The sequence below is a fragment of the Pedobacter sp. PF22-3 genome, from assembly GCF_026239555.1.
GTDB lineage: Bacteria > Bacteroidota > Bacteroidia > Sphingobacteriales > Sphingobacteriaceae > Pedobacter.
Map to the genome: position 1 here is coordinate 1 of NZ_JAPIVP010000027.1, position 22,989 is coordinate 22,989.

Here is a 22,989-nt window from a genome sequence, read left to right on the forward strand (position 1 = left end):
CTGGTTTAGGAACAAAGGTTTGGGCACCCTGTCACCTTAAATGAAATGCTGTTTTAGCCATTTAGCCCCGGTTGCAACGTTACCCTGCAGCAACGAGGTACGAGGCAGCGAAGCGTATAAGTGTAAGACGGGAAGAAACTTAGTGTTTTGTACAGGCCATGCGCTCCATTAATAAAAATATTTAAAAGCTATATGTGGAGATAGGGACTATGGGGTTTAGGAAATGAACGGTTTGTGGTTCTTGGCAGTTTTGGCCCTGCTTTCGCTTATAGTCCTCGCTGCGCTGTGGGCTATTCCGCTCAATCAGGTTTATGAACAAAGGTTGGTGCCCACCGCAACCTTAACAGAAAACTGCTTTTTCGTAAAATCAACTAATTTTACCATATAAGACATTGTAGTAAATATAAGCTTATAGGGCGCTTATATTCTTTATCTTCTTCCTAAGAAAAGGAAATATTTAGAAGTGGTCTGTGGAGACACAGACCACGGGGAAAGGTTGACATCTTTGGTTTATGTCCTCATAACGGAATATTTAGAAATGATCTGTGGAGGCACAGACTGCGGGATTGCCTACCAATCCAACTTTAACAATGCTACGCCTTGTCGGGCCAATTCCATTTCAAAAGCACCGCCGCCAGTATTAAATTTTATGGGTTTACCCATCATTTTAAGTTGACCAGATTTTTCTAATGCTGCAATCTGCTTTGCATCTGGATTTTGTGGCGAACCCATTTTTTTCCATGCTGTATAAGAATTGCTGTTTTCGGTATCAATACAATATTGAGTGATGGTTACTGTTTTTGTGGGCAGTTTATTTAACGAGATGGAAACAGCATCTTTCGAGCCTGTTTTATCCTCATCGTGATAATTCCACACCATAACCGCAGCTTTTCTATCTGCTTTGGTGGCTAAAACACCAATATCTGTCAATGGTTTTCTGATACTGGAATCCAATATTGAATTCAAATTATACATGCGGTTGCTTATGGCCTCCACGCGGTTCCCTTTCATATGGCCAAACATCCTGAATACGTTTAAAACTGGTTTATCTACACCGTTGGTCGCTAAATCGCGAAAGCCCGCAAACCAGGGCTGGTTTTCAAATTCGAACGACCAAGTAACAGCACCCTTTAGGTTGATGTTATATTTGTCTGTAAGCTCATAAAGCCGGGCAAAAGAAGCTGCTGTATAACTCGAATACATAGTGCCGTTGCGGTAAGCATTTTCCGGATTGGTACTCATACCACAAGCCGCACAGCCTTCAGGATCAGATTCGCCAATAATTACCGGGATGTTTTTGAGCTGGGGGTATTTACTGATGATTTTATAATTACCATTAATATTACGGAGCTGTGCCCTTACATCCATCACTACTGTTCCATTAATCACCTTTGGCGATCCTTTAGCATGGAACAGCACGGCATTTAAAGGCGAACCGATTTTACCGGTTACATAATTGGTATCTGTTAAACAATGTTTAATAAAAGCATCTAAATATTTGGTGCCACCACCCGTTACGTTGGCACCACCAATTTTTGCAGTAGGTAAGGCGCGTTTTAGTCCATCGGCAGCGTAATCGTAAAGTTTAAAGAATTCGGCCTGTGTACCTTTCCAATAAGCGCCATCAGGTTCGTTCCATACTTCCCAGTACCAGCTTTCTACCTCGGTCTTACCGTAACGTTTTACACAATGTTTAACCCACTCGTATACCAGATTGCCCCATTTTTTATAATCCTTTGGTGGGTAAGCCCAACCGGTTAAAATTTCATCGTAGCGTACACCTGGTTTCCATTTATGCTGGTATGGAAGCGGTTTGGTAGATAATGCCTCGGGCATAAAACCAATCTGCGCCAAAGGTTTCATTCCTCTTTTTACATAGGTATCAAAAATCTGGTCAACAATTTTCCAGTTATAAACCGGATTGCCATATGCATCTTCGGTGTAGGCATTGGTTGATCCCCATTTTAAAGCGGGGGTACCATCTCCGGAGGTGAGCAAATTATGGGCCCGCACATACACCGGAACCGGACTTAATTTGGAAATTTCAGTGAGTAATTTCTGGCCGTCTTTCATATAGGTGTAATTTGGTTCATCATAACCAAACCAAGCCCATACAGGTTTCATAGGTGCTATATTTTTGTCGAAATTAACCTCAATTTTGGTTTTTAACTGAGCGTTTGCTGTATAGGTAAGAAGGGATAAACCAATGAAAAGGTAAACGTTTTTTAAGATGTTCATATGGCGTATAATGTAAGTCTGAGCGTAGCATAAGCTCCTTACATTTAAAATAAATAAAAAAAAATGGTATTCGAGAGATTCTCCGAAACAAATTTAAAAAATCAATAGTGATTGTCCAGTTATAAAATGAGCACCAAAAGAAAAAGGACAGACCATCCGGTACTGTCCTTTTCATCATTAACTAAAATTAAAATCAACGCTTTTGTTCCTATCTGTCTTAGTGGAAAGCGTTTAAACCACTCAATAAGAATTTTTTATAATTGGCTATTTCATAATCAGCACCTTGTGGTGGTGCCAATAGTGTTTCTGTTTTGGGATCGAGCAATACGTAGAAGGGCTGAGAATTAGACTGGAATTTCCTGGCTTGAAGGTCGCTCCATTTTTTGCCAATGGTAGTGAGTTTTTTTCCTTCGGGTGTAACTGTTACATCAGCAGGTGCCAGTTCTGTTTTATCATCAACGTATAACTGGATCAATACATAATCATTACTGAGCATTTTATATACGTCTTTATCCGGCCAAACATTGGCTTCCATTTTTCTGCAGTTTACGCAGGCATGTCCGGTAAAATCGATCATTACAGGTTTGTTCAGCTTTTTTGCTGCAGCCATACCTTCCTCGTAATCGAAATAGACATTCAGTTTTAATGGTGCATGAAATTTATCTGCATATTTATGCGGACCATCAGTTGTTGTGGTCTGTTTTCCGGCTAATAAACTGGTGGTATACAGATCGAAATCCTGCGTTTCCTGCGGTGGAAGAAAAGCAGAAATGCTTCTTAATGGTGCACCCCACATGCCTGGGATCAAGTAAATGGTAAAAGCCAATACTATGGTAGCGAGAAAAAGCCTCGGTACGGAGATAAATGCCAATGGGCTATCATGCGAAAACTTTAGTTTACCTAAAAGATAAATACCCATCATCCCGAAAATAACAATCCACAGGCTTAAGAATATTTCGCGGTCAAACCATTCCCAATGGTAGGCAAGATCTACATTGCTTAAGAATTTTAAGGCAAAAGCAAGCTCAAGAAAACCGAGCACAACTTTAACACTATTTAACCAACCGCCAGATTTTGGCAGTTTGTTCATGGCAGAAGGAAATAGCGCAAACAAGGCAAAAGGAATAGCCAAGGCTAATGAAAAACCAAACATGCCAATTGCGGGACCTAATAATGCGCCGGTTGTAGCTGCCTGTACCAATAGGGTACCTATAATTGGGCCAGTGCATGAGAAAGATACTAAGGCCAGCGTTCCGGCCATAAAAAATAACCCTGCAATACCGCCTTTGTCCGAATTGGCATCCATTTTATTTACCCATGATGAGGGTAGGGTAATTTCGAAAGCCCCTAAAAACGAAGCTGCGAAAGCAACAAGCAATAAAAAGAAAAAGAAATTAAATATCCCATTGGTAGATAAACTGTTTAAGGCATCGGCACCAAAAATTACGGTAACCAAGAGTCCAAGTACTACATAAATGAGGATAATAAAAAAACCATATAATGCTGCCCGTTGAAAAGCTTTTCCTTTTTCTGAACCTTTGGTGAAAAAACTTACCGTAAGCGGCAACATAGGAAAGATGCATGGCATTAACAAGGCCGCTAAACCGCCGATAAAGCCTGCGATAAAAATGCCCCATAAGGTTTTTTGTTCTTCTTTTTGTGGTGCAATAGTTTGTTTAACAGTGGTTTGTGCTGCTGTGGCTGTTTTAACGACCGTATCAGTTGCTTTAATTGTACTATCAGGCGCTTCAGGCTTAATCTCTGTAAATGTAAGGTCATCGGTAGCAGTGCTGTCCTGTGCATATCCGTTTAAGGATATGGCACAACAGAACAGCAAACCGAAGCAGATTTTTTTTAAGGATATCATATGCTTGGTTACGCTATTATTTTACAGGAATACTAAAATCGACCTGTTCTGGCGGCAAACATTGTTTATCATCGCAGACCATAAATTCTAAACTGCCTTTAACGGTTGCGGTTTTACCTTTCAACTTTACTTTTTGTTGAAACACTACCGATTTTTCAAAATAGCTCACATCCATTTTAAAAGTAGATTCGAATTTGGTTATCGCTTTTGGTTCGATTGTTTTTCCAACCAGGGTATAAGCACCAGATGCTGGAAAGGTAAAGGTTGTTTTAACAGGGCCTCCATCTTTAACAAATTGTGAGTAGAGGTGCCAGCCCTGATCTATAGTGGCTTTAATGAAAACAGTAGCGGTATTTGGTCCTGTTTTTTTTGCAGCGTAACTCCAGGTTACGGGTTTTAAAATCTGGCTATATGCACCAAGGTTGATCAGGCATACGGCGCATAATATAAAGATGATTTTTTTCATGTTGTGGTTATTGGTTTTGGTGGTTAGTGTAATCTGCTAAAGGCCTGGTAATCCAGGAAATCTACTTCAGGAGTAATGTATCCTGTTTTAACAGTTTCTGTTTTCATTAAATCTGTACTTAAATATTTTTTGTTACTATCCGAAAAGATGGTCACTACACAGCTGTCGATTCCCATTTTTTGCTGTTGTTTGATGGCGCCAATTACATTGGCTCCCGAAGATATACCTACAGCTAAACCAAGTTTCTCCGCTAGTTTTTGCGCCATGAGTATGGCATCGCCATCGTTTACCTGTATCACTTCATCCAGTTCGCTCAGTTTAACAATTTCGGGAATGAACTCATCAGAAATACCCTGGATTCTGTGGCTACCCACTTTATAACCGGTGGTTAAAGTGGGTGATTCTGCAGGCTCAAGCGGGTGTATTTTAATATCAGCATTTTGCTTTCTTAAAAAATTACCTACCCCCATGATGGTTCCTCCAGTGCCTACGCCGGCAACAAAAGCATTTGGCGTTATATTTTTCAATTTTAATTGTCCCCAGATTTCCTTTCCTGTGGTATGTTCGTGTGCTTCGGGATTAGCAATGTTTTCGAACTGTTTTGGTAAAAAGATATTCGGATTGTTTGTGGCCATTTCTTCTGCAAGTTTAATGCTACCGATAAATCCGCCTTCTTCTTTGCTTACCAGAATAATTTCAGCACCTAAACTTTTAATAATATCCATGCGCTCTTTGCTCAACCAGTTAGGCATAATAATGGTTACCGGATGACCCAAAGCTTTACCGATTGCTGCAAATGCAATCCCGGTGTTGCCACTGGTAGCCTCAACTATACGGTCGCCAGCTTTGATTTTACCTTCTGCATAAGCTTTTTTTAAGGTGTAAAGCGCCATCCTGTCTTTAATACTGCCAGTTAGGTTATAGTGCTCACATTTAACATATATTTTACCAATACTTCCCTGGTAAGTATAAGTAAGCTCCAGCATTGGGGTATTGCCAACCAGGAGTGATAAATGCTCAAATTTTCCCATATTGGAAGTTGTTAGTTCATTAGCTGTTAATGCTTTCATGGATATTTTTTAAATCAATTAAAGTAAATTTTTAATTAATTAAATTTCGGTAAAACTCCGTATTATTCTTATTTGTGTCAATACAAGTTATTTTTTTCAGAAATTTTCTGTTTTTTTTAGTTATTATTGATTTTTATTTCAGTTTAGGCTGAATTTTTTAATGTCTATTATATTTTTTTTCATCCATAATCGTATATGATACAAGGAGATTTAGATCAGGTTGATACTGAAATATTAAAATTGTTGCAACATGATGCCGCCTTAACCCATAAGGAGATCTCGTTAAAGCTGCATAAATCGATAGCAACCATACACGAACGTATCAGAAGATTAAAGGAACAGGGTTATATTAAGAGAATTGTGGCGATTCTTGATCGGAAAAAAATAAATAGAAACCTGATTGCTTTCTCGCATGTGCTGCTGAAAGAGCACACCGCTAAAACCCTGATCGAATTTGAAACCGAGGTTTCTAAATTTGGAGAAGTAATGGAATGCCTGCAAATGACTGGGGCGCACGATTTTATTCTCCGCATTGCCACTAAAGATATGGATGCCTATCACGAATTTTTACGGAATAAACTGGCTACTTTACCTAATATCACAACTGTTCAGAGCTACTTTGTGCTTTCAGAGCCGAAAAGTGAAACCGCTTATCCATTGTAAGGGAGGTACATTGGTCATTAGTTAGTTGGCCATTTGTCATTGGTTGAAGGAAATCTGATACCTTAGAGTCAATTGATTAGCTAGTAGAATTTGAGGTTGCGGATGTCCGCGATAAAACGTCATTGCGAGGAGGAACGACGAAGCAATCTTTATAGCAAGTATTGCTATAAAGATTGCTTCGTCGGCTGAAAAAGCCTTCTCGCAATGACGACCATTCTGTTAATTATTGAACCTTTTTAAATTTAAGGCCGTGGCCCCAATAATCATGATGGTTAGTAGTGAAACCGAAAGCATGTTAATCCAGATATACGGAATCTCTTGCGGATTATATTTTTCCAGTTTATAATTTTTAATGTCTGTATTATCAACTGATTGATTAAGAAAAATGGCCGGATAAAAATGTAAGCGGATCTGCTCGTGGTATTTTCTAACCGCCTGTTGAAACTCAAGATGTGTATTGAGATCAGATCCTGCAATTTTATTTACCCCAAGCTGTGTTTGGATGGTGGGAAAGAAAAAAGCAAAAATATTGGTAAAATACTGCCTGCTGTCGAGTTTCTTTTCGATAGCTAACCTACTTGCCAATGCCTGGTCATCGCCCATTTGCTGCATGGCATAATACCAATACCAGCTAAAGGTTTTCTTCTCCGGAAAAGGATACTTTTTTAATTGGGGATAATGTTTAAAAAAGGGTTTCATGGTGACGTCTTTAGCCATATCCCATTTTTCGTGGTAGCCTTCGCGCTGGTTAATTACATTTTGCAAAGCCTCAGGTACCGGATATTTTCGCGTTAGAAAAAGATTAAACGAAGCTGGAATTACAATACAAAGGAGTACCCAGACCGCTATCAGCGCCGATGCATTAAAATTAGATGACTTGCTTAAAGAAATGAAGAAAAAGGAAAGGGCGAACCAAAAAGTAAGGTAAAGTAAAATGAGTACGGTAACCGAAAGGAAAGTTAAATCTGGCGGTAGCGCTAAATAAAGCATCGCTACAAATAACAGCAACAGTGCAACACTAAAAATCACCACCACCCTGACTAAAAATTTTTGCCAGATGACCTGAAATGATTGGTTGGTTTGCGCCCTTAAAATCGACCAAATGCCACTTTCTTTTTGCTCTGAAAGTAGATTGTAGGTAAAGGCAATAATAACCAATGGGAACAGAAAAATATAAACGAAACTAAGATCCATATTGCCCAAAAGCAGGCTAACGGGGTTATTGATGTCGGTATCATAAAGCTGGCCTTCAAGGCCCAACATGGTTACCGAAATTAAATAAGGATTTATATCGCGCTGTCCATTGGCAAAAGCCGCCCAGTGATCAGGAGCGTTTGCCAGCGTAAACTTATTATGGAAAAATAACAGGCCAATATCATTGCCAAAATGATCGATATTGTTGAGGGTATTTTTCTTTTGCAATGTGGCTGCTTTTTCAATTACAGCCTGTTGCTTGGCGATGAAGGTTTTGCCGAAATATAGGCTGGCAAAACCCGTTATCAGGAGTACGAAGATCCCAATCCAGGAAGAACTGCTTCTAAAAAACAATTTAAATTCGAGGCAATATCTATTTTTTTTCATGCGTATTGTTATATCGTTTTAATCCATCTGTTTGAATATTGAAGCAAAATAACCGTAACCATTAACCAAAAGGTTAAGGCACTTAACGCCAGTAGCTCATTCGACAAAACAGTATCTATTTGTTTAAAATGGTAGTTGAAATCTGGTTGTTCTGCCCAGTTGGCCTTACTAATGGCTGGTGGTTTTTCTTCATCTCCAGGTTTAATGTTGCTGATCTTCTGAATCTGTAGCTTATTCATCTTTTGAGCAAGTTGATAGCGGTAAGTTTCTGCCTGATGCTGAAAATCGACGAAGGTATTAAAATCAGATGCGGTTAAAGCCATCGAAATATGTTTCAGGGATAAATAGGGGTTTAAGAAACCTGTAATTGTAGTCATGCTGTTCTGTTTTTCGAAGATTTTGTTCAGCTCATTTTGGTGCCTACTGTAAATTTTTGAAGTAATCTTTTCGCCCTCGGCCATAATATAACCAGCATAGTTAAAAGGGAGTTTTTTAACATCATCCACTGCGTAGGCCTTCAATAGCGAATCTTTAATGGCTGCATAATGTGGGTCGTTAGGATCATGGCTATCGCCCTGCTGATGAACATCCGCTGCAATGGCATCGGCAAATTCTATTTTAGATGGTGAAGGATGGATTTTTACACCCACCGCCTGGGTTATGCGTGGCATAATGACCATGAAAAATATCCAGCAGGCCAATAAGGTAATTAAGGCCGATTTAGAACTGCGGGCAAAGGCAGAAACCAAAACGGCAATGGCCGACATAATAAAAAAATAGATGGCATAAGTTAAAACCAGGAGTAAAAGACGTAAGGCTGAATCTATACTGATTTGCCAATGACTTAACGATGCCCATAACAAGATGGTGAGCAGTATAAGTGGGATAAAAATGGAAAGACAAATACCGATAATGCCTATTGTTTTGCCCCAAAGAAGTTGTTTCCAGCTTACATCCTGGCACAAGAGGATTTTTAGGGTACCCGATTCGCGTTCGGCCGATATGCTGTTATAACCCAAAAAGAAAATGAGTAAAGGTACCAATAGCTGCAATACCATGGCTACACTGATTTCGCCAAAGCTTAACATACCGTTTGTAAAACCTGCTTCGCTAAAATTAACGGTATTCTGTTTATGTGCCTCTAAAAAAATAGATACCCCGGCGAAACTTTCTATGCCAAAATCGAAGAAACTGAGTTCGTGTTTTTCGCGAAAGGCAAGGTAACCATAGTGCGCCATCCTGTGGGGATGTTTATCTGGTTTGGCTAACCATTGCGCCCTTACAAGCGCTTTATAATGGAGCCGTTGGTTATTTTGCATTTTAAAATTTTGCCAACCAATATAAGTGGCCAAACAGAGTGATAAAGCCAATAAAAGCGTTAGGGCTAAGGTGGCGCTATTGTTAAAGGCGGCTTTAAAAGTCTGTTTCGCAATAGTGTTTATTCTACCTGACATTATATTCTATAGGTTACGTTAAACATTACATTTCGTGGTGTACCCGGAAAGAGGCGTAGGTAGTTTTGTGCACCTACCCAATAGGTTTTATTTAAGATGTTGTTCATGTTTACGGCCAACTGTACTTTTGAGCCTGCAGGTGAATAATAAACTGCTGCATCTACAAGGGTGTAGGCCGGAAGCATAAAATCTCTGATGTACAATGGAAGTTTAGTGCCGCTATATTGTAAACCTGCACCAAAACCAATGCCTTTCAGCTGTTGCGTTTCAAAATTATAGCGTGTCCATAAACTGGCACTGTGTTTTGGCGTGTTCTGTACGCGTTGACCGATCAAAGCCGGGTCGAAATCATCCTTAATAATGGCATCTACATAACTGTAACCAGCATTAAACTGCCAATTGCGGCTAATAAAACCTGAAGCTTCGAATTCGAAACCACGGCTGCGCTGTGCACCACGTTCAATTAAGCGGTTTACATCTAAAGGATCGTTTGCATTCATCAAGAGGTTTTTCTGGTTAATTTCGAAAACCGAAACGTTAACCATCAAACTTTTGTTCAGCCATTCTGATTTTGCACCAATCTCTTTTAAATCACTTGTTAAGGGTTTAAAATTGGTGCCTGCAGGTGGTGGTACAATAACCAGGGTTGAAGTATTGCCCTGTGGTTGATAGCCCTGTAAATAAGTTCCATAAAGGTTAATGTTGGAGGTTACGGCATAGGTTAGTCCAACCCTCGGCAAAAGCTTATGCTGATAAATTTTCTTTTGGTTAGCCAATTCGTAATTGCTGTAATCTTCATACCACTCCTGTCTCAGGCCCAGGGTTAAAGTGAGTTTATCGTAATTGATCTGATCCTGAAAATAAACTGCATTAACTAAATTGTAAGCTGGCGGGATTTCCGTTTTGGTGAAAATATAATCGCTTAAATTTTTGATCGTATAACTTGGGTTGGCGAGGTTAAAATGCTCCACATTGGGTACAGGTGCATTTACACCATTTACCATTTTAAATAAATAGAGGTCTTTTTTTGTTGGATCATACCTGCTTGCAATGGTGCCATCTTTTAAGCGGTAACCCTGTGCAGCATTTTCGCCGCCACCACGCAGTTTCTGGGTATTGATCCGATCGTAGCCAATTACCATTTTATGGTTTAAGCTCAATGTATTGGCATTTATACTGAAATAAGTACTTAAATTATCGGTACGCCACTTTTGCTGACGTTGAACTGCCCGCATGGCCGCAAGGGTAGGGATAGGTTGATTGTTTTCATCAACACCAAAAGCATTGGTGGTACGATGTTCCAAAAGATCTTCGTTCCAGTTTTGCTTCATATAAGCCACATTAAATACAATATCCTCGTTAAAACGATGAGAGAAATTGGTCATCAGCATTAAATCCTGAGTGTTAAAACGATCGTTACTGGCGCCCATATTAAAGCTGATCGGTGTGCTTTTTAAATCGGTTTGACCGGCAATGGCACCAAAAATCGCCTGGCCACGGTCTAATCTCGAATTGCTGTTATTCATCACCACCTCAACATTTAAACTGGTGCGGTCATTCGGGATGTATGAAAAGGATGGGGCAATCATATAACCTTTTCTGTATTGCAGGTCTCTGAAACTTTTGCTGTCTTCATAGCCCAGATTAAGGCGGTAAAGCAAAGTTTTATCCGAATTTAACGGGCCTGTAAAATCTAATGCGCCGCGTACTGTGCTAAAACTTCCGGCTGAGATGCTGATTTCTTTGCGGTCTTCTTCCAACGGCTTTTTAGTTACCAGATTAATACTTCCTCCTGGGTCTACACTGGAAAATGTGGCACTTGCCGGGCCTTTTATCACTTCTATTCGTTCCAAATTGTTGGTTAACGGTTGGTTAAAATAGAACTGTCGTGTACGCATACCGTTGATAATTGCGCCTTCTTCGTTTTGGTTAATTCCCCTGATGGAGAATTGGTTATAAAAGCTGCTTTGCGATACACTTGTTACGTTTTTAACGGCATCAGCTAATACAGCCGCCTGCCTATCGGCAATTAACTCTTTCGAAACCGAAGAAATAGCTTGTGGAATATCTTTATTTAAAGTGGCCGTTTTTGTGGCTGAAAAGGAGTAATTTCCATAATACTTCTTGCTGTTGGTACCTACAACTTCAACAGTTTGTAATTCTTCATTTGAAGGTTGCAATACAATGGCATCAAGGTTTAAATCACTTGTTTTATTGATGGGGTATATGCGGCTAAAACTGCTATAACCAATGGCACTAACGGTAACGGAGTAATTGGCCGTTTTAGGTAAAATAAGCGAGAAATTCCCTAACGAATCGCTCATCGTATTTAATTGATCTTTGCCATTTTTGAATTTAATGTTGGCTTTATAAATGCTTTGATCCTGAGCATTGATCACCTTTCCGCTTACTTTAATCTGGGCCATGGCTTGAGTGGTTAATAGATTGAGCAAAAAGAACAAACAAATTGTAGCGGCACCATAAAGTGCCTTATATTTTGGGTACATGAAATGGATTTGATTTTATTATATGGTTTGTAAGTATAATTCCTGCAGGTCTGTTGCGTTAATCTCGCTGGCCTTCAGGGTATGGATCAATTCGCCCTGTTTCATAATGCCGATGTGCGAACCTACATTTACTGCGTTAAAAATGTCGTGCGTAGCCATTAAGATAGATTTACCTTCAGCAGCCAATTGTTTAACCAATTGGGTAAACTCGGCAGTTGCTTTTGGATCTAAGCCACTGGTTGGCTCATCCATTAAAATGATTTTCGCATTTTTAGCCAGGGCAATCGCAATACCTACTTTTTGGCGCATCCCCTTACTAAAACCAGATAGGTATTTGTTATGCGCCGATTCTTGTAAGCCGCATTGGTTTAAAAAACCGATTAAACTTTTATTGTCATAATTAAAACCTGCCAGTTTCGAAAAGTAATCGAGGTTTTCTATGGCCGAGAGGTTACCATAAAGCATCACTACTTCAGGAATGTAGGCCAGGTGTTTGCGGCGTTCGTAATCGTGCGCATCCAGTTCCTTCCCATCGATTAAAATTTTACCGGCGCTTGGTTCAATAAAACCGAGAAATAAATTAATGGTAGTCGTTTTTCCAGCGCCATTTTGCCCTAAAAGGCAAAATACTTCGCCAGCATTAACGGTTAAATTGAGTTGATTTAGGGCTTGGTAAGCCCCATAATTTTTAGATAATGAAATCGCTTGAAGCATAAAAAATGTAGTAATATAGGCGCATGCCGGGCACAGCTGCATGTTAAACAAAATGGATTTGCTTGATAAATAAAAAACTGGTTTTGAGATTAGGCCATTAAGCTTGGCGGCCCTTTATTGCTAAATGATAGAATATAAGCAATTGGCCGCTTCATGAGGTAAGCACAAGGTTTAATGCCTGGTTTATTGAGTGGCAAGAGATATGCTATTGGTGCAGGGTGATAGAAGAAATGCGAATGGTGTTTCAGCACTTCGCAGAGTTTACAGGTTAACTTTGCCGTAACAAGTTGCGCATTGTATTTTGAATGCGATGTATGTTGTGATGCATCTTTCGTTGCGTGGCGGTGCAGACTTTCTATCAACGTTGCATTAAGAAATACCGCCAAGATCAATACCGCCCATATGCGGGTAAAAATTTCGCGGCAATATTTATACGTTGACTGTTTCAATGCAACAAAGTTACATTTAAAAAACTAAAATCAAACCTTTTGTTAGGCTTGGTTTTAAATCTGATGATTATTTGTGGTGTCTGATGTTTCCATCTGACACGGAAAAAATGTTTGACATTAAAGGCTAAAGTAGTTATAAAATGTATCTGTGGTGTCAGATGTTTTCCTTTGATACTGAATTAATATATTGATTTATAGTTAGTTATGTAACGCTGATCTTAATCATTCTATTTTTTAGGAAAGCAATACCAGTGGTGCTTCGGTTACAGCAGTCCCGGCCTTTGCTTAATCCCGGTAGATTAGCTGGTAAATAGAATAATACTTAAACCGGGATAACGCTGCCGGTCGGGTTTAGTTAACTCAGGTTCTCTAATTCGTGGGGATCCCTGTGGTTCTTCTTCTCACTTAAGCGGTCTGTGAGGACATAGACCACGGTGGTAGAGCTAAAGAAATGGTTCGTGAAGACACGAACCATGGTAATGAAAATCTCTCCGCACCAATCCGTGTTTCCGTGGCAAATATAATTGGCCTATATTCCGTGGTGTCTGATGTTCCCATCTGACACGAAAAAAATGTTTGACATTAAAGGTTAAAGTAGTTATAAAATGTATCTGTGGTATCAGATGTTTTTCTTTGATACTGAATTAATATATTTGATTTATAATCAGTTATGAAACGCTGATCTTAATCATTCTATTTTTTAGGAAAGCAAAACCAGTGGTGCTTCGGTTGTAGAAGTCCCGGCCTTTGCTTAATCCCGGTAGATTAGCTGGTAAATAGAATAGTACTTAAACCGGGATAACGCTGCCGGTCGGGTTTAGTTAACTCAGGTTCTCTAATTCGTGGGGATCCCTTTGGTTTTTCTTCTCACTTAAGCGGTCTGTGAGGACATAGACCACGGTGGTAGAGCTAAAGAAATGGTTCGTGAAGACACGAACCATGGTAATGAAAATCTCTCCGCACCAATCTGTGCAAACCCAAGCAAGAAAAGATGCTATGAAACCTATTCATTATATCACTTAATGCTTCAACTTAACTTTAACTTAACATGAGCACTCTTTCTTTGTTCTGCATTGCCTGATAATTGCTTTTAACATGATCAAACCCCTTATTGTAATTGTACTTTTTCTTCTTTTCATCTCCAATGCAAACGCCGGTGAAGACAGATTTGAATCGATTATCGCATTGAATCAAAAAGATCCGACTGTGGTCCTGGCCCGATTAAAAAAAATATATGCTAAAGCTATAGATGATAATGATGAACTTTTGGAAGGCAAATGTTTGCAGCAGATGGGAAAGATCTGTTATACACAAGGCCATTTTAGTCAGTCTTTAGAGTTCTTTTTAAAAGCCGATAAAATATTCGGTAATACCAATCAACCAATTTTAATGGCTGCTAACCTTAATGATGCCGGTGTGCTTTATTATTATATGAAGCAGAAAGATAAGGCCATGCATAGCTATCGTAAAGCCATTGGCCTTTATAAAAGATTGAATAATCTAACGGGACAGGTAACGGTATTGGGTAATATTGGGCAGCTGTATGAAAAAAGGCAGCTTTACGATAGTGCGTTTTATTATCAGAAACTGGCTTTAAAAATAAACGAAAAGCTTAACAATAAAAGCGAAACTGCCAAAATACACGAAAACCTGGGGAGTATCTATGAAGATCTGGAACGTTATGATTCTGCTTATGTGCACTTTAAACAGTCACTGGATTTATATCAGAAAGATCATAATAAACTGGGAAGTATTGAAGTCATTAATAATTTAGGTGATATTTTGCGTAAAACCGGTCGGTATAAGGAAAGTATTGTGCAAACCGAAATTGCGCTAAAACTTGCCGAAAAGATGGGTAATATTTATCAGTTAAGCTCTTGTTGCAGAGATCTGGGCAAGGCCTATGAGCTATTGAATAATATGGACAGCGCCTACCACTATGTAAAACTTGGCTATAAATACACTATTGACTTGTATTCGGTAGATGGCGCCAGGCAGGCGGCATTTTTGCAGGTGCTTTATGATATCAATAAAAAATCGGATGAGATTATTAAACTTAAAAACGACCGGAAGGTAAACAGGATTATTGCCTTTTCTGCTACCATTGTGGTGATCTTGGTAGTTGTTTTGGGTTTTGTTATTTTCAGCAGGCAACGTTTAAAATTAAGAGATCAACAGATGCTGGCAAGGCAAAAGGCAATAGAACACGATATGACCAGCCTCGAACTCAAAAATCTTCAGCTCGAAGAACAAAATCTGAAACAATTGCTGGAGGTTAAAAGCAGGGAACTATCTACCCATACTTTAAATCTGATTAAGCATAACCAGTTTTTAGAAAACCTGAGAAGTACGCTACAAGCGATGGTGAAAGAAGATAAACGCGATCAGAAAAAGCAAATGAACCAAATCCTGACGGAGATTAACCAAAGCTTTAACCACGAGCGCAACTGGAAAGAATTTACGGTAGCTTTTGAACAGGTGCACCATCAATTTCTCGAAAGCCTTAAAAAATATAGTCATGACCTTACCTCAGCAGATATGCGCTTAATTGCACTGTTAAAAATGAACCTCGATTCCGGCGATATTGCAACCTTACTAGGCATATCTACCGATAGCTTAAGGGTATCAAGATATAGGCTAAGAAAAAAACTAAACCTGGCTCAAGGCGATAATTTATCAGCATTTATCCAGGCATTATAACCGTTACATCAGCTTTAATATTCTGCTCGTTTTTAATGCTTTTTAGTGCTTAACAATTTGTTAATGTAACGGTAATAAAAGCATAACGGCGTTTTTATTGTTGTTTAATTGATTTATAATCAATATTTTATGATTTTGTGTTGCCTTTCGGTATATGCTTGTTGTAACGCTGTTGCCTTTATGTAACACTCAATATTTCTTGGTGTAATCTGGTGTATACATCTTTGCCACGTCGATAATAAAAAGACATGACCAAACACAATGAATAAATCATTACAAATTCTGTTTTTACTTCTTTTTTGTGCAGGCACAGCAAATGCCACAAAACTGAAAGGCCACGTTTACGATAAGCAAACTGGCGAGGCCATTGTAGGTGCAACAGTGGTTTTAGAAAACCCAAGACGTGTAACCAATACCGGACTAGATGGTACTTTCGAATTTAAGGATGTAAAAGTAGGTACTGCAAAAATTAGTGTAAGTTACATTACCTACAGAACCATCGAAAAAACCTTTATGATCCTGAAGGAAGATAACGATCATTTAAAGTTTTACATGGAAAGTGATTCGAAAAGTCTTGATGATATCACCATTAAATCAAATGCGGTTAGTTCTACCGATCAGGGTGCAAGACGTTTAGAAAAAAATGCGCCGCAACTGATGAATATCGTATCAGGCCGGGCGATTGAAATTTCACCGGATTTAACGGTAGCCAATGTGATGCAGCGCATTTCTGGTGTGTCTATAGAGCGCAATAGCAATGGCGATGGGCAGTATGCGATATTAAGGGGTATGGATAAACGCTATAATTATACTTTGGTAAATGGCGTGAAAATCCCAAGTCCGGATAATAAATACCGTTACGTTCCGCTCGATCTTTTTCCTGCTGATTTGCTCGATCGTTTAGAGGTTTATAAAACCCTTACCCCAAATTTAGAGGGCGATGCGATTGGAGGAGCGATTAATATGGTGATGAAAAATGCACCAGGCCAATTGCAGGTAAATGCCAACGTTTCTACCGGTTATAGCCAATTGTTTTTCGATCGTAAGTTTACCAGTTACAATGCTTCAGGTATTAATTATAAATCGCCTTACGAAGTAAACGGGAAAAACTATAATGCTACGCAGAACGATTTTACCAAAGGAACGCTTGATTATAAATATAAAAATCCTGCACCTAATTTAATCGGAAGTTTATCGTTAAGTAAGCGCTTTTTAGATAATAGATTAGGCGTAGTGTTGGCTGGTAGTTATCAAAATACCTATCGCGGTAGCAACAGTACGTTTTACAATAATTCAGTTGTTGGTACAGATGCTTATGCCACTATTACCAGTAAAAGTTATCGCGAATTCTCTGAGCAACAGCAGCGTACAGGTTTGCATGCGAAGATAGATTATGTCTTCAACAAAGACCATCAGATCAGTTTTTACAATGTGTATGTTAACCTGAAAAATCAACAGATTAGGGATGCCGTAACCACCACTTATAACAAGGATTATGATCCAATAGCAGGAAATGCACAGTTGGTTTTTGATACCCGTAGCCGTTTAACGGAGCAGCAGATTTACAATTCTACGCTGCATGGAGATCATAAATTTTTTGATGATAAATTTAAGGTGCAATGGTCGGCTGTTTATTCTTCTGCCAAAAACGATGTGCCTGAAAATACCAGTATCAGCCTTAATGGGTTGGAGCAGAATTTTCAGCGCAAACGCACCAGTTTAGTCAATACCAACCCGGTTACGCGCAGATGGGAACGCAATACCGACGAGGACTTGGCTGGTTACCTTGATTTGACTTACCATGTTTTATCAGGAGAACATAAGCTTGATATTATGGCAGGAGGTTTATACCGGGATAAACAAAGAAGCAGCTTCTTTAATAATTACAATATGGCTCAGGGGGCAGATCATGCAAATGATATTTACGGTGTAAATTTCCAAAATTATACCGACCTGAATCTGGTAGTCAGCAACCCAACAGGTGCAGTAGCCAATTCCCTTACCTACGATGCAACTGAGCAAACCGCTTCTGGTTATGGAATGTTTAAATATACTTCAGCTAAATTGGAAGTAATTGGTGGTGCAAGAGTTGAACATACCAATCAGGGCTATAATCTTCTTTTTCCGGCAGGAGAATCTTTTCCAAAAGGAAACCAGATTTATACCGATGTATTACCGAGTTTAACTGCAAAATATTTTTTAACAGAAAAAGCACAGTTACATGCATCTTACTATAAGGCCCCTAACCGTCCTGGCTTTTACGAAATTGTACCCGGAAAAGTTGTAAATGAAGAATTTCAGGAACGTGGTAACCCTAACCTGCAACGCGCACTGGCCGATAACTTCGATTTAAGATATGAACTTTTTCCCGGCGCTTCAGAGCAATTATTGGTTGGTGCTTTCTATAAAAGGATAAAAAACCCAATTGAATATACTTTTCAGGCTGATGCCGTTCGCGGTCAGGATATTTATTATAGTCCAGGGAACTTTGGTACCGCCAATAATTATGGCGCAGAGGTAGATTATATTAAATATTTTAGTAAAATTGGTGTAAAGGCCAATTATACCTACACCCATTCGCGCATTAACACCACTAAAACCACCAGGGTGATCAATAGCACTACCGGAGATACCGAGCCTGCAAATGTAAACCAGGAACGTCCGCTTTATGGTCAGTCAGCACACATTGCTAACCTATCGTTATTGTTTAAAGACACTAAAAAAGGCTGGGATGCTCAGTTGGCAGGTGCCTATACCGGACCACGTATCAACACCGTTTCACAGTTTTTAAATAACGATTTGTGGCAGGAAGGGTTTGTACAGGTGGATGCCTCTGCAGAGAAACGTTTTAAAGGTGGCATCAGTGTTTTTGTTAAAGCCAATAACATTTTAAATACCCCAACAAAACTATTTATAAAAGGTACAAACCCGGCAAATAACGATATCAATGAAGATTTGGTTAAAAATGGGAACACCTTGATCAGAAGCGATTATTACGGCCAAAATTATCTTATTGGCTTTAAATATAAATTTAATTAATAGCATTTTAAGAAACAAAGACATGAAATCAAACCAGATTTTTAAATTATTTATCCTTGTTGTGCTAGCCTTGGCAGGATGTAAGAAAGCCAATATAGATGTTGATACCACAGCTGTTGATGGCTCGGCAATTGGTGAGGTTTCAGGGGTTTGGGCAAAAGGCAGTACGCAGGTAATTAAAGGCGACATTGTAATCCCTGAAGGGAAAACGCTAACGATTGAAGAGGGCGTAACAGTGCTGATGGATACGGTTGCCAAACCAGAAATTATTATAAAAGGTAATCTGTATGCACTTGGAACTGCAGAAAATCCAATCAGGTTTACGGTAAATGAATTATATAAAACCGCATCAAAAAAATTTGGAAAGCTTTGGGGCGGCATTTTGGCCGGCCAAACATGTGAGGAACTGGTGCTTGATCATGTAATTCTCGAATATGCTGGCTCCACTACTTCAGATGCTTCAACATCGGTTAAGATGGGACTTTATAAAGCAAGGGCCGGAGAAAACTTACCCGCGCTCTGGTTTGCCAATGCTAATGGTAAATTAGTGGTTCAAAATAGCATCTTCAGAAACCTCCAGGAAGATTGTACTTACATTGATGGAGGAAAGATTATTTTTGCCAATAATGTGTTTTATACCACTGGCGTAACAGGAGGAGAAGCCATGAACTTTAAATCGGGTTGTTTGGCAGATGTGGCCTATAACCTGGTTTATAGCACCAATACCAATGCCTTAAAATTATCTAACACTGGAGATAAAACACCACAAGCCTATATTATTGCCTATAACAATACCATGGTGAATACGGGCTGGAGAAGACCAACGGCCAAAGGTGGATCAATCTGGCTGGAGAGTACAGTACGTGCAGACCTGTATAATAATCTTTTCGCCAATACCCGTTTTGGTGTAAAAAGAGATCCAAAAAAGCCTGAAGATAGCCGTTCTGCTTATAGCAATAACTGGTATTATGGTTTCGATCAGACCACTGTAAATCAGTTTCAGCCAACTGGCGATATTGTAGGAGGTAAAAACGATGTGATCAGCAAAGTTGCCGGTGCAAATGATCCTAAATTTGTAAATTATCCTTTAAATACAGCGGTTACCAATGCCGATTTCAATACCGCATGGGATTTTCACCTTCAGGGTAACTCACCAGCTTTGGGTAAAGGCATCACCAACTTTACCCGCCATTACCAGGCCGGAATTACAATGAAAAATGGTATCACCTATAGCTCACCTTCACCATCAACATTTGTTGGTGCATACGGAACTAAAATATAAAAATGAAACATAATAATATATTGAAATTTGCCGCTTTTGCGGTTTTAAGCCTGACCATTTCTTGTAAAGGAGGCGCGCAAATTGGAAATAGCACAGCCGTAAAACCCTTATATGTATCTGATCCTGTTGATGTTGATACCGATGATCCTGCGATCTGGGTAAACCCAAATGATCCTGCACAATCTTTGGTAATCGGTACTGATAAGGATACTAATGGTGGTTTATATGTTTTCGATCTGAAAGGTAAAATCATCAAGTCAAAAACTGTAAAAGGCTTAAAGCGACCTAATAACGTTGATATTGCCTATGGTTTGTTATTGGCTGGAAAAAAAACAGATATTGCGGTTACGACCGAACGTTACACGCATAAACTGCGGATATTTTCCCTTCCTGATATGAAAGCAATCGACAATGGCGGAATTCCGGTTTTTGTTGGCGAAACAGGAGCAGAGTACCGTGATTTGATGGGGATTTCGATGTATACCGATCCAAGTGGAAAAATTTATGCAATTGTTGGTCGTAAAACGGGGCCTAAAGACGGAAGTTATCTTTGGCAATATTTGTTAACTGATGACGGAAAAGGCAACGTTAAATCAGATTTGGTGCGGAAATTTGGCCTGTATAGTGGCAAAAAAGAAATAGAAGCCATTGCCGTTGATAACGAACTGGGCTTTATTTATTATTGCGATGAGCAGGTAGGTGTTCGCAAGTATTATGCAGACCCCGCCAAAGGAGATAAAGAATTGGCGCTATTTGGACAAGGCGATTTTGCTGTCGACAATGAAGGAATCGCTATTTATAAAACTTCAGGAAATAAAGGATATATCCTGGTATCCGATCAGGGCGCCAGGCAATTAAAAGTGTACGATCGGGTAGCTAAAGCCAATACGGCTAATCCTCATCCACTGTTAACTACCATAAAATATTCGGCTAATCAAACAGATGGGATTGATGTGGTTTCAGTTCCTTTGAATACAGATTTTAAACACGGTTTGCTGGTTGCGATGAGTGATGATAAAACCTTTCATTTTTACAAATGGGAAGATATAGCAGGTAAAAAATTGACTGTTAATAATCAATCAAACTAATAATTTTTTTTGAAAAGCAATGGCAGAAGCATTTGGGGAGGTTTAAAAAAAAGCTGGATCATTTAAGATCCAGCTCTTACCTGTGATATGCTTTGCATATTTAGGTTATTTAACAGCTTAACCTGACCGGTTTAAAATTAATATTCAATCTTCTCCCATTGATAATTATAAGATTTTAGTTGCCGCTATAAAGATGTGCAGCTGTTACCAGAAAGTGTGGCACCTGCGCCGGTAGATGCCGTAACAGTTGATTTTACATTGGCAGCATTAAGTACGGTGAGGCTGTAGGGTACAGTAAAAGCCGTTACCCCGTTGCCCGTTTTATTTCCGGTAACAGCTGTAAAAATGTTATTCTTTTCCTGTACCGCTGTAGCTGTATTGCTCATTAAATCGATTGGAATTTTAACATTCTCAAATACATTTGATTCTATTAAAATATTGGCTTCAAAACCAGCCTGTACGCAATTTTTGCTTACGGTGCTGTTAAAGTAGTTGTTAACAATATGTAATTTTCCAAACCTTACGCGGGGCATCCTGGCCACACAGCCCTGAGCCCACCAACAACGTACAAAAGTAATTCGGAAGTGGTCTCTGTCGGCAGTAGCGCTATCGCTTGATCCGATCAGGTCCGAAAAACGGTGATCATCTGATCCTCCGGGCCCACCTGCCCGTGGTGTTTTTAAATAGGTAAATTTGCAATAAGACACAGTAATATAATCAGAGGTGTTTTTGATATCAAAGTTGCCATCTACGCCATCCCTAAATTCGCAGTGGTCTACCCAAACGTTATTACTGGCATCTAATGTCACATTATCCCACCCATCTACATCATAAGCACCCGGCCCTTCAAAAATCAGGTTTCTGATAATGATGTTGTTGCAGCGTTTTACATAGAGAATGCCCGAATTATCTTTTGTTTGATCGGCTGAAACAATTTTTGCTCCAGATGAGCCAAAAATTGTTTTTCCTGTTTGGTCCTGAAAAGAAATCCGACCACCTGATGGAATGGTAATGGTGCCATTAACCTGGATCATTTTGATGCTGGTATTTTGTATTGCAGATTTTAATGCTGTATAATTGGTTACTACGGTTGCTCCAGCCTCTCCGCCACCAGTGGTGCCTCCATTCTGTGATGCCCATCCTTTGGCAGTGCAAACTGCTTCGGTTGTTGCCGTTAAAGATTTAGAGGATAATTCAGTGTTTTCTGGTTCTGTAGCTAACTTTGCATTCTTTTTGCAACTGAATAGCATTAAACACATGGCTATAGCCATGAAATTGAGGTAAAAATGTTTGTTTCTCATTTTAATTTGGTTAGAATTTTAATGTGGGATAGATTAAATGTTTTTGCTTAGTAGGTTAATGATTGCTTTGTTGTATTAGTTAAATTACGAACAATACCTGCTTAAGAAGTTTGTTTTGGTTTAAATATTTATGCAATCGTTCACGGGATCGATTGCGGAAGCATAAAGCTGGCTGGTATTAAGCAATGAATCTGAAAGACAATGGCGGGTTATAATGGAAAAAATAGTGAAGCGGGAAAGGTATTAAGTCTCTTTATACGTCATGCTGCGGGGCTGTGGTTAGAAGAATTTTCATTTTTTTGGACCCATATAAGACATTTAAGGGCCATATAAGCTTACGTGTTCTTATATTTCTTATATGGTGTGAAAGCCTAAAGGATTATTTAATGAATGAGGTATTCTTAGGTGTATAAGGTGGTTAATTACAGCGTAATTTTTAATTTTTAGGACTATCTTAGACATTTTCGCTTAAGGAGTTTTACAGGGTGCAAAATCTTAAACCTAATAAGCAATGACGAAATTTCTATTTGTGAATGGAGAAATCTTTTTACATAGTTCAAAGATTTCTCC

Annotated in this window: 15 protein-coding genes; 5 read left to right on the forward strand and 10 right to left on the reverse strand. The window is 39.2% G+C overall.

The window, feature by feature from the left end:
- Nucleotides 1-570: 570 nt before the first annotated feature.
- The 4 genes from OQX63_RS22440 to OQX63_RS22455 form a co-directional block, all read right to left on the reverse strand.
- Nucleotides 571-2,238 (reverse strand): GH39 family glycosyl hydrolase, encoded by a 1,668-nt coding sequence (locus OQX63_RS22440; RefSeq protein WP_265853031.1) that lies wholly within the window; start codon nucleotides 2,236-2,238, stop codon nucleotides 571-573.
- Between the two features lie 217 nt (nucleotides 2,239-2,455).
- The gene (locus OQX63_RS22445) at nucleotides 2,456-4,105 is read right to left on the reverse strand and encodes a protein-disulfide reductase DsbD family protein (protein WP_265853032.1); all 1,650 of its coding nucleotides are present in this window, start codon (nucleotides 4,103-4,105) and stop codon (nucleotides 2,456-2,458) included.
- Nucleotides 4,106-4,121: 16 nt separating this feature from the next.
- The gene (locus tag OQX63_RS22450; RefSeq protein WP_265853033.1) at nucleotides 4,122-4,571 is read right to left on the reverse strand and encodes a protein-disulfide reductase DsbD domain-containing protein; all 450 of its coding nucleotides are present in this window, start codon (nucleotides 4,569-4,571) and stop codon (nucleotides 4,122-4,124) included.
- Between the two features lie 23 nt (nucleotides 4,572-4,594).
- Entirely contained in the window at nucleotides 4,595-5,641 is a 1,047-nt protein-coding gene (locus tag OQX63_RS22455; RefSeq protein WP_265853034.1) for a PLP-dependent cysteine synthase family protein, read from the reverse strand.
- A gap of 195 nt (nucleotides 5,642-5,836) precedes the next feature.
- Between OQX63_RS22455 and OQX63_RS22460 the strand changes: the two genes are divergently transcribed.
- Entirely contained in the window at nucleotides 5,837-6,304 is a 468-nt protein-coding gene (locus OQX63_RS22460; protein WP_265853035.1) for an Lrp/AsnC family transcriptional regulator, read from the forward strand.
- 219 nt (nucleotides 6,305-6,523) lie between these two features.
- On the opposite strand, the gene OQX63_RS22465 is transcribed toward OQX63_RS22460, so the two are convergent.
- The 5 genes from OQX63_RS22465 to OQX63_RS22485 all read right to left on the reverse strand — a co-directional run bounded on the left by OQX63_RS22465 (nucleotide 6,524) and on the right by OQX63_RS22485 (nucleotide 13,009).
- On the reverse strand, nucleotides 6,524-7,885 hold the full coding sequence (locus tag OQX63_RS22465) for a DUF3526 domain-containing protein (protein WP_265853036.1): 1,362 nt from the start codon (nucleotides 7,883-7,885) through the stop codon (nucleotides 6,524-6,526).
- Nucleotides 7,886-7,893: 8 nt separating this feature from the next.
- The gene (locus OQX63_RS22470; protein ID WP_265853037.1) at nucleotides 7,894-9,339 is read right to left on the reverse strand and encodes an ABC transporter permease; all 1,446 of its coding nucleotides are present in this window, start codon (nucleotides 9,337-9,339) and stop codon (nucleotides 7,894-7,896) included.
- Nucleotides 9,339-11,846 carry a TonB-dependent siderophore receptor gene (locus tag OQX63_RS22475; RefSeq protein WP_265853038.1) on the reverse strand — a complete coding sequence of 836 codons (2,508 nt, stop codon included), beginning with the start codon at nucleotides 11,844-11,846 and terminating at the stop codon, nucleotides 9,339-9,341. Before OQX63_RS22475 ends, OQX63_RS22470 begins: the two co-directional genes overlap by 1 nt.
- Nucleotides 11,847-11,864: 18 nt before the next feature.
- Nucleotides 11,865-12,560 (reverse strand): ABC transporter ATP-binding protein, encoded by a 696-nt coding sequence (locus OQX63_RS22480; RefSeq protein ID WP_265853039.1) that lies wholly within the window; start codon nucleotides 12,558-12,560, stop codon nucleotides 11,865-11,867.
- Between the two features lie 89 nt (nucleotides 12,561-12,649).
- Nucleotides 12,650-13,009, reverse strand: a complete 360-nt coding sequence (locus OQX63_RS22485) for a hypothetical protein (protein ID WP_265853040.1) — start codon at nucleotides 13,007-13,009, stop codon at nucleotides 12,650-12,652.
- Nucleotides 13,010-14,104: 1,095 nt separating this feature from the next.
- Here OQX63_RS22485 and OQX63_RS22490 point away from each other — a divergent pair.
- From OQX63_RS22490 to OQX63_RS22505, 4 genes are all read left to right on the forward strand, one after another.
- The gene (locus tag OQX63_RS22490) at nucleotides 14,105-15,709 is read left to right on the forward strand and encodes a tetratricopeptide repeat protein (RefSeq protein WP_265853041.1); all 1,605 of its coding nucleotides are present in this window, start codon (nucleotides 14,105-14,107) and stop codon (nucleotides 15,707-15,709) included.
- A 261-nt stretch (nucleotides 15,710-15,970) separates the two neighbouring features.
- On the forward strand, nucleotides 15,971-18,748 hold the full coding sequence (locus OQX63_RS22495) for a TonB-dependent receptor (protein ID WP_265853042.1): 2,778 nt from the start codon (nucleotides 15,971-15,973) through the stop codon (nucleotides 18,746-18,748).
- Between the two features lie 22 nt (nucleotides 18,749-18,770).
- Entirely contained in the window at nucleotides 18,771-20,030 is a 1,260-nt protein-coding gene (locus OQX63_RS22500) for a right-handed parallel beta-helix repeat-containing protein (RefSeq protein ID WP_265853043.1), read from the forward strand.
- Nucleotides 20,031-20,032: 2 nt separating this feature from the next.
- A complete protein-coding gene (locus OQX63_RS22505; RefSeq protein WP_265853044.1) occupies nucleotides 20,033-21,118 on the forward strand; it encodes a phytase in 1,086 nt (361 codons plus the stop codon).
- Nucleotides 21,119-21,303: 185 nt separating this feature from the next.
- On the opposite strand, the gene OQX63_RS22510 is transcribed toward OQX63_RS22505, so the two are convergent.
- Nucleotides 21,304-22,419 (reverse strand): pectate lyase family protein, encoded by a 1,116-nt coding sequence (locus OQX63_RS22510; RefSeq protein WP_265853045.1) that lies wholly within the window; start codon nucleotides 22,417-22,419, stop codon nucleotides 21,304-21,306.
- Between the last annotated feature and the right edge of the window lie 570 nt (nucleotides 22,420-22,989).